Below are 7,895 nucleotides of genomic sequence, written 5' to 3' on the forward strand. Positions count from 1 at the left end.
CGACGTTGCCGGCTGCGGGTTCCTGCGGTTCGAGGGCACGCGCGCCGCGGCGCTCGCGGCGGGCGCACGGCAGGCGCGGTCGCCCTGGCTGATGTTCCTGCATCCGGGCGCGGTGCTCGATGCCGGCTGGATCGAGGAGACCACCCAGTTCATCCAGATGGTGGCGGCAAGCGGCAAGGACCGCGCCGGCATTTTCCGCTACGCCCGCGCGCCCTATTCCGATCCCGGCCTGCGCGACGGCCTCAAATTCGTCGCCCGCATGATCACAGGCCCCTCGGCCGAACAGGGCCTCCTGATTGCGCGCGACCACTACGAGCGGATCGGCGGCTACCGGCCGGACGCGCGCCGCTCCGAGGCGCGCCTGCTGCGCCGGCTCGGCCGGTCCTCCCGCACCATGCTGCGCAGCCGGATCATGGTGGCGTGAAGCCACTTGCATATTATTTGATTCCGTCAAATAATATGCTTGATGAAATCAAATTCCTATGACGCGGCCCTCGAGGGCCAGGTTGCCGCGGTCCGCGGCTTCAGCCGGTTCTACACCCGCAAGCTCGGCATCATCGAGCCGAAGCTGCTGCACTCGACATTCACGCTGCAGGAAGCGCGGATCATCTACGAGCTCGCGCATCGCGAAAATTGCACCGCGACCGATCTGGTGCGCGATCTCGACCTCGATGCCGGCTTCGTCAGCCGCACGCTGGCGGCGCTGCAGCGCCGCCAGATCGTGAGCCGCAAGCCGTCGAAGGCCGACAAGCGAGTCAATGAGGTGGCCCTCACCGCCAAGGGTCGCACTGCGGCCGCGGATCTCGACAGTCGCTCGCGCAGCGAGGTCGGCGCGCTGCTGAAGCAGATGGACAGCGAGCGTCGCGCCGCCGTGGTGCGCGCGATGGGCACGATCGAGCAGTCGCTGGAGCCGCCGTCGGAAAAGCCGGTCGGCTTCCTGTTGCGCAGCCATCGCGTCGGCGACATGGGCTGGGTGATCTCGCAACAAGGGCGCGTCTACGCGGAGGAGTATGGCTGGGACATCAGCTACGAGGCGTTGGTGGCCGAGATCTGCGCGCAGTTTCTGCGATCGTTCGATCCGGCCTGCGAGCATTGCTGGATCGCGGAGGTCGACGGCGAGCCGGTCGGATCGGTCTTCCTCGTCAACGGCGGCGATGGGGTCGCCAAGCTGCGACTGCTGGCGGTGGGGGAGAAGGCGCGCGGGCTAGGCGTCGGCCGTGCCCTGGTCGAGCAGTGCATCCGCTCCGCGCGCGAGATGGGCTACAGCAAGATGACGCTGTGGACCCAGAGCATTCTGGTCGCTGCGCGCGGTATCTACGCCCGCGCCGGCTTTCAGCGGGTGAAGGAAGAGAAGCACCACAGCTTTGGCGTCGACCTGGTCGGCGAGACCTGGGAGCTGGAGCTTTAAGGCGTCACCCCCTCCATCTTCGTCATTCCGGGGCGCGCGCAGCGCGAGCCCGGAATCCATTTCGCCGCACATTCTGTGGCCCAATGGATTCCGGGCTCATCGCTGCGCGATGCCCCGGAATGACGGTGGAGCGACGTAGCAGCTACGCGCTCGCCCCTTTCGCCTTCGGGCGGCGCAGGTGCTCGTCGAGCCGCGGCATGATCTCGACGAAATTGCAGGGCCGCGTGCGGTAGTCGAGCTGCGCGGCCAGGATGCCGTCCCAGCCGTCGCGGCAGGCGCCGGGCGAACCGGGCAGGCAGAAGATGAAGGTCGCACCCGCGACACCCGCGGTAGCGCGGCTCTGGATCGTCGATGCCCCGATCTTGGCGTGGCTTAGCATGTGGAAGGCGATCGAGAAGCCGTCCATGCGCTTCTCGAACAGCGGCTCGACCGCCTCCGGCGTCACGTCGCGGCCGGTGAAGCCGGTGCCGCCGGTGGTGATCACGGCGTCGACGCCCGGATCCGCGATCCAGCGCCGAATCACGGCACGGATCGCCTCGACATCGTCGGTAACGATCTCACGCGCCGCCAGCTTGTGGCCGGCCGCGGTGAGACGATCGGCGAGCGTAGTGCCCGATTTGTCATCCGCCAGCGAGCGGGTGTCGGAAATCGTCAGCACCGCGATGTTGAGCGGGACGAATTGCTTGGTCTCGTCGATTGAGGACATTTCGCACCTCGTTCCAAACCCACAGCCGTCATCCTGAGGTGCGAGCCCTTGCGAGCCTCGAAGGATGGGCCACGGGCGCTTTATCCTTCGAGGCTCGCCGAAGAGGCGAGCACCTCAGGATGACGCGATCTAGACCTAACCGCCACCGAACGTGTTGCAGGCCTGCACGGTGCCCTGCTGGTAGCCGGTCATGAACCATTGCTTGCGCTGCGCGGCGGAGCCGTGGGTAAATGAGTCCGGCACCACCCTGCCCGTCGCCTGCCGCTGCAGCGTGTCGTCGCCGATCGCATTCGCCGTGGTCAGCGCGGCGTCGATGTCGCCGGCCTCGAGGAAGCCCGGCCGCTTCTTCTCCTCGCGGTTGACCCAGACGCCGGAGAGGCAATCGGCCTGCAACTCGACCTTGACCTGCAGCGCGTTGGCCTCGGCCTTGCTGCCGGCCTGCTGCTGCAACCGGTTCACACGCGGAATGATGCCGAGCAGGTTCTGGATGTGATGGCCGGCCTCATGCGCGATGATGTAGGCCGTGGTGAATTTGCAGGCGTTGCCCGAACAACCGCGGAAGCGCGTCTCGACCTCGCGGAAGAATCCGGTGTCGAGGAAGATGGTCTTGTCCGGCGGGCAGTAGAACGGACCCATCGCCGACTGCGCCATGCCGCAGCGTCCGCCGTTGGTGGCGTTACGGAACAGCACGATTTTCGGACCGGTGTAGCTCTGGCCACTCGCCTGGAAGATCTCGCTCCAGCGATCGTCGATCTCGCCGAGGATACCTGAGATCATGCTGCCCATCTCGTCAGTCGGCGCGCCGCGCTTGGCCTGCCCGCCCGACGACTGCCGATCGGTCTGGTAGCTCGGCGCCTGGCCGCCGCCGGTGAGAATCTCGGCGCCGCCGATCAGGATGCGCGGGTCGATGCCGAAGGCGTAGCCAAGCAGGCCGAGCACGATGACCGTGCCGATGCCGAGCCCGCCACCGCCGCCCATCGGAATCCCGAAGCCGCCACCACCGCCGCCGCCTCCGCTGTCGTCGCGACGGTCTTCGATGTCGTCGCTGCGACGGAAATCATCATAGCGCATGGCGGCTTCCCTTCATTCCAGTCGGCGACCCAATGCGGGACACACCAACTTAAAATTTCCATTCTGTTAATCAATATCCTGCCCGGCAAAAATTGCCTAGTCCGGAAGACGCGCATCCCTTGCAGTGCGAACGGCTGCGCGCGGCGGCCAATTTACCGGTCGAATCGTGCCGGTTTGATGATCCGCAATTTTTTTCGCCGAACGCGCTGATGTTGCAGCACAACGCGAACCACAATGCGTCATGCCGCGCAAAAGATGCTGCAATCTTTTGCATGAAGATTTCCAATTAAGTCGATTTTTACTTTGCCGGGTCAATGTGACCCCAGTCGGTTGTTTAGTCCCGCGTCGCCGACAGCGTCGCCTGAGTCAGAGTTCTTGAGTCATGGTAGTGTCGCGTCGCGGGGCGTCTGCAAGGGCGCCCCGCACTAAATTTGAGAGTGCCCCGTCGAGCCACATCGTCATTGGCGATTGCGTGGCCGAGTTGTCGAAGCTTCAGGCCGGCTCGGTCGACCTGGTCTTCGCGGATCCTCCCTACAATCTGCAGCTCAAGGGCGATCTCAAGCGCCCCGACGAATCGCATGTCGATGCCGTCAACGACGACTGGGACAAGTTCTCGTCGTTCGCTGCCTATGACGATTTCACCCGCGCCTGGCTGCTCGCCTGCCGCCGCGTGATGAAGCCGTCGGCAACGCTGTGGGTGATCGGCTCCTATCACAATATCTTCCGCGTCGGCGCGATCATGCAGGACCTCGGCTTCTGGCTCCTGAACGACATCGTGTGGCGCAAGTCGAATCCGATGCCGAACTTCCGCGGCCGCCGCTTCACCAACGCGCACGAGACCATGATCTGGGCCGCGCGCGACGAGAAGGCCAAGGGCTACACTTTCAATTACGAAGCGCTGAAGGCGTCCAATGAGGACGTGCAGGCGCGCTCCGACTGGCTGATCCCGCTGTGCACCGGCGAGGAGCGCCTCAAGGGCGACGACGGCAAGAAGGTCCACCCGACGCAGAAGCCCGAACAGCTGCTCGCCCGCGTGCTGCTGTCGTCGTCGAAGCCCGGCGATCTCGTGATCGATCCGTTCAACGGTACCGGAACGACAGGCGCGGTCGCAAAAAGACTCGGCCGCAGCTATATCGGCTTCGAGCGCGACAGAACCTATGCCGCCGCCGCCGAAGCCCGCATCGCCGCGATCGAGCCGCTGCCGGCCGAGACCCTGGCCCCGTTCATGACCGCCCGCGAGGCGCCTCGGGTCGCGTTCTCCGAACTGATCGAGCGCGGCATGATCATGCCCGGCGCCAGACTGGTCGATGCCAAGAAGCGCCACGGCGCGCTGGTTCGCGCCGACGGCGCCATCATGCTCGGCGACAAGGTCGGCTCGATCCACCGCATCGGCGCGGTCGCCCAGGGTTCCGGCGCCTGCAACGGCTGGACCTTCTGGCACGTCGAGACCAAGACCGGCCTGCGGCTGATCGACGAGCTGCGCGCCGAGATCCGCTCCGAGATGGCGGTCGGCTGAGCGCCCGCGCGATCCAAAATCATCTCCTCGTCATTCCGGGGCGCCGCGGAGCGGCGAACCCGGAATCCATTGCGCCACCTGCGCTGCAGTTCAAAGGATTCCGGGTTCTCGCTTCGCGAGCCCTCAGATGCGCAATCGCGCATCAGGGAATGACGAGGGGATGACGCCGTCTTGAACGCTGGCGCCTTGATGCATCGACGGAGCGGGTCTACATTTGTCCTCGTCACTTGCCGTTTCGATTGGTCGCCCGATGCGAAGACAATCCGAGACATTGCTGCTGGTGCCGCTGCTGCCGATCTTCCTGCTCGGCATGTTTCCGATGCTGCTGATCGGCCTGCTCGGATTCTTCGGCCTGATCATTTTCGGCATCCTGCTCGTCTGCGTCGGACTGACGCTCGCCCTCGAGGCGCATGGCGAGTTCAATGAAGAGGTCATCGTCCACGGCTTTGCCCGCGGCTCCGAGCGCGCGACGCAGGTCTCACACCTGCATGCGGCGACCCGCTCCGCCGCCGTGCTGGACGTCGCGGGAATTGCGCTGGTCGTCGCGGGTATCCTGGGCTTCTTCTGGGTCGGCTGACCAGCGCGCCACGCGACCCTGATTCACAAACTCGCCGCTTGCGCAGCGCAGCAAAATTTGCGCATGAGGGTTCGTCCGCGGCCTTCCCCGCCGTGTCCCGATCTCGCCGGTCACAAGAACCAAGGGAGTCCCTTCATGATCAAATTCTATTTCAATGGCGCGCCGAACCCGAACAAGGTCGCACTGTTCCTGGAAGAATCCGGCCTGCCGTTCGAGGCGATCCCGGTCGACACCCGCAAGGGCGAGCAGTTCGCGCCGGAATTCCTGAAGGTCAATCCGAACGGCAAGGTGCCGGCGATCGACGATGACGGTGTGCTGGTGTTCGACAGCAATGCCATCCTGCTTTACCTCGCCGAGGAGAACGGCAAGTTCCTGCCTGCCAACACCCCGGCCAACCGCGCCGCAACGTTGTCCTGGCTGATGTTCATCGCAACCGGCCTCGGCCCGTATTCCGGCCAGGCCGTGCACTTCAAGCATTTCGCGCCGAAGGACCTCGACTACGCCAACAACCGCTACCAGTACGAAGCGCATCGCCACTACAAGATCCTCGACGATCACCTGGCGAAACAGCGCTACATGGTCGGCGACAGCTACACGATCGTCGACATGGCGTTCTGGGGCTGGGCGCGGATGGCGCCGTTCATCCTCGGCGAGGAAGGCTACGCCAAATATCCGAACGTGAAGCGGCTGGTCGACGAGATCTCGGCGCGGCCGGCGGCGGCGCGGGCGATCGCGCTGAAGGACAAGCACACCTTCAAGACCGAGATGGATGACGCGGCGCGCGACATCATGTTCGGCCATCTCAAGGCCAAGGTGGCGTAAGCTATCCCTCAACGCTGCGCAGGGTGGGCGCGCTGACGCGTTGCCCACCCTGCGCATTTTCGCATCGCAACTTACGGCGGCCAGTACCGGCTGCCCTTCTCGTCACGGCGATGATGGACGATGTCGGCGCGGCAGACGCCGATGTCCTGCAACTCGCGTTCGCTCATGGCAGCGAGCTGCCGCCATGCGCGCCGGTCCTCACGCCGCCGCCGGATCGAGGCCAGCGCTGCCGTGGCTGCGACCGTCAGCGCTTCAACCCGCCGCGCGAACCGCGGCCGCCGGAAACGGACCGAGCGCCTTCTCGGTCAGCACCGAGTCGCAATATTCCCGCACCTCCTTGATCCGGCCGCCGTCGAAGCGGAACACCATGCAGTAGTCGTTGTCGTAACGCTGGCCTTCCTTGGTCAGGTTATTGCCCTTGGCCTCGACCACGACGATGTCGCCGTCGGCGATGATGCGATGGGCGATGGTTCGGGTCCGCTCCACCAGCCGGGAGCGGACGTGCCCGTGCAGGTCGTTCATGATCGACTGCTTGCCGGTGAAGGTGCGCGACCAGGAATATTGCCCGGTCACGGTCCAGATCGCATCGTCGGCAAGCATTGTCATGAACAGCGATTTCTCGCGCACCGCGGGATCGGGATTGCTCGCGACCACGAATATCTCCTGCACCAGTTTCTTGTTGTCGGCTGCGCTCATGGCGCGTCTCCTTGCGATGGGTTGGCTCTGATGTCAGGCGCTTGCTCACGCGAACCGGTAACCCGCTTCGCGTCAAAACGCCTCGCCTCCCAACCATGCGGCTCCGATCCGCATTCTTCCAATCGATAGGCGGTATGATATATATTCACCTGATGAATTTGAATTCGCTTGACCTCAACCTGCTGGTCGCGCTCGACGCACTGCTGCGCGACGGCAGCGTCAGCCGCGCCGCGCTGCGGCTCAATCTGTCGCAGCCGGCGACCAGCCACGCGCTGCAGCGGCTGCGCGACCTGATCGGCGACCCGCTTTTGGTGCGCAACGGCGCGCGGATGGAGCTGACGCCGCGGGCGCAGGCGCTGCGCTCGCCGCTGGCACAGGCACTCGACCAGGTGCGCACGCTGTTCGTGTCCGACGATTTCGACGCCGCGCGCAGCGAGCGGCATTTCCGCCTGATGATGCCAGACCTGGCGGTCGAGCTGTTAATGCCGCCGCTGATGGAGAAGGTGACGCGGCTCGCGCCCCACGTCACCATCGACGTGGTGCCGTGGCGGAGCTCCACGATCTTCACGCCGGACTTCGCCCGCACCATCGATCTCGTGATCTCGATCGGCAATTCCTTCAAGGGCTTTCACCGCCAGCGGCTCTACACCGACATCGATGCGCTCGCGGTGCGGCGTGGCCACCCTGTGGGAGCGAAGCTGAAGAAGCGCGAAGCGTTCCTCGCCGCGCGGCATGTCGCCGTGATCATCCGCGGCCATAACGAGGATCTGATCGACACCTGGCTGCGCGCCAAGGGCATCGAGCGGCGGATTGCGCTGGTGGTGCCGGGCTATATCGAGGCGCTGCACGTCACCGCGCGCACCGACCTCGTCGCCTTCGTGCCGCGGCGGCTGATCTCGGCGCTGGCGAAACAATTGTCGCTGGCGATCGTGACGCCGCCGCTCGATCCCGGGATCGACGAGCAGCATATGTTCTATCCGACGCGGGCGCAGATGGACCCCGGCTCGATCTGGCTGCGCCGGCTGATGCTGGAGACCGGACGCGAGCTGGAGACGGGGAAGGTGTAGCCCGGGTCCATCCAACTGTCGTCCCTGCTTCC

Annotated in this window: 11 protein-coding genes; 6 read left to right on the forward strand and 5 right to left on the reverse strand. The window is 65.1% G+C overall.

All coding sequences use genetic code 11. The features are described from left to right. Together H8A95_RS40180 and H8A95_RS40185 are read left to right on the forward strand one after the other, a co-directional pair. On the forward strand, window positions 1-424 hold a 424-nt coding region (locus tag H8A95_RS40180), incomplete at its 5' end, for a glycosyltransferase family protein (protein ID WP_229188061.1). 42 nt (window positions 425-466) lie between these two features. Continuing rightward, complete coding sequence (locus H8A95_RS40185) at window positions 467-1,408, forward strand: bifunctional helix-turn-helix transcriptional regulator/GNAT family N-acetyltransferase (RefSeq protein ID WP_229188062.1); 942 nt, start codon at window positions 467-469, stop codon at window positions 1,406-1,408. Window positions 1,409-1,550: 142 nt separating this feature from the next. Here H8A95_RS40185 and moaB read toward each other — a convergent pair whose 3' ends face one another. From moaB to H8A95_RS40200, 3 genes are all read right to left on the reverse strand, one after another. Further along, window positions 1,551-2,114 carry a molybdenum cofactor biosynthesis protein B gene (moaB, locus tag H8A95_RS40190; RefSeq protein WP_229188063.1) on the reverse strand — a complete coding sequence of 188 codons (564 nt, stop codon included), beginning with the start codon at window positions 2,112-2,114 and terminating at the stop codon, window positions 1,551-1,553. Window positions 2,115-2,249: 135 nt separating this feature from the next. Beyond that, window positions 2,250-3,185 carry a KPN_02809 family neutral zinc metallopeptidase gene (gene ypfJ, locus H8A95_RS40195; RefSeq protein ID WP_229188064.1) on the reverse strand — a complete coding sequence of 312 codons (936 nt, stop codon included), beginning with the start codon at window positions 3,183-3,185 and terminating at the stop codon, window positions 2,250-2,252. A gap of 70 nt (window positions 3,186-3,255) precedes the next feature. After that, window positions 3,256-3,459 (reverse strand): hypothetical protein, encoded by a 204-nt coding sequence (locus H8A95_RS40200; protein ID WP_229188065.1) that lies wholly within the window; start codon window positions 3,457-3,459, stop codon window positions 3,256-3,258. Between the two features lie 108 nt (window positions 3,460-3,567). Between H8A95_RS40200 and H8A95_RS40205 the strand changes: the two genes are divergently transcribed. The 3 genes from H8A95_RS40205 (at window position 3,568) to H8A95_RS40215 (ending at window position 6,100) form a co-directional block, all read left to right on the forward strand. Beyond that, window positions 3,568-4,701 (forward strand): site-specific DNA-methyltransferase, encoded by a 1,134-nt coding sequence (locus H8A95_RS40205; RefSeq protein ID WP_163159206.1) that lies wholly within the window; start codon window positions 3,568-3,570, stop codon window positions 4,699-4,701. A gap of 250 nt (window positions 4,702-4,951) precedes the next feature. After that, the gene (locus H8A95_RS40210) at window positions 4,952-5,278 is read left to right on the forward strand and encodes a hypothetical protein (protein ID WP_229188066.1); all 327 of its coding nucleotides are present in this window, start codon (window positions 4,952-4,954) and stop codon (window positions 5,276-5,278) included. A 135-nt stretch (window positions 5,279-5,413) separates the two neighbouring features. Further along, window positions 5,414-6,100, forward strand: coding sequence for a glutathione S-transferase family protein (locus H8A95_RS40215; protein ID WP_163159210.1), 687 nt, complete (start codon window positions 5,414-5,416; stop codon window positions 6,098-6,100). A 71-nt stretch (window positions 6,101-6,171) separates the two neighbouring features. Here H8A95_RS40215 and H8A95_RS43990 read toward each other — a convergent pair whose 3' ends face one another. Next, entirely contained in the window at window positions 6,172-6,348 is a 177-nt protein-coding gene (locus H8A95_RS43990) for a DUF1127 domain-containing protein (protein WP_338028070.1), read from the reverse strand. A gap of 4 nt (window positions 6,349-6,352) precedes the next feature. Next, window positions 6,353-6,796: a nuclear transport factor 2 family protein gene (locus H8A95_RS40225; protein WP_229188068.1), complete on the reverse strand. Its 444-nt coding sequence runs from the start codon at window positions 6,794-6,796 to the stop codon at window positions 6,353-6,355. A gap of 152 nt (window positions 6,797-6,948) precedes the next feature. Between H8A95_RS40225 and H8A95_RS40230 the strand changes: the two genes are divergently transcribed. Beyond that, on the forward strand, window positions 6,949-7,863 hold the full coding sequence (locus tag H8A95_RS40230; RefSeq protein WP_229188069.1) for a LysR family transcriptional regulator: 915 nt from the start codon (window positions 6,949-6,951) through the stop codon (window positions 7,861-7,863). Window positions 7,864-7,895 lie beyond the last annotated feature (32 nt).

The sequence above is a fragment of the Bradyrhizobium oropedii genome (assembly GCF_020889685.1).
Taxonomy (GTDB): Bacteria; Pseudomonadota; Alphaproteobacteria; order Rhizobiales; family Xanthobacteraceae; genus Bradyrhizobium; species Bradyrhizobium oropedii.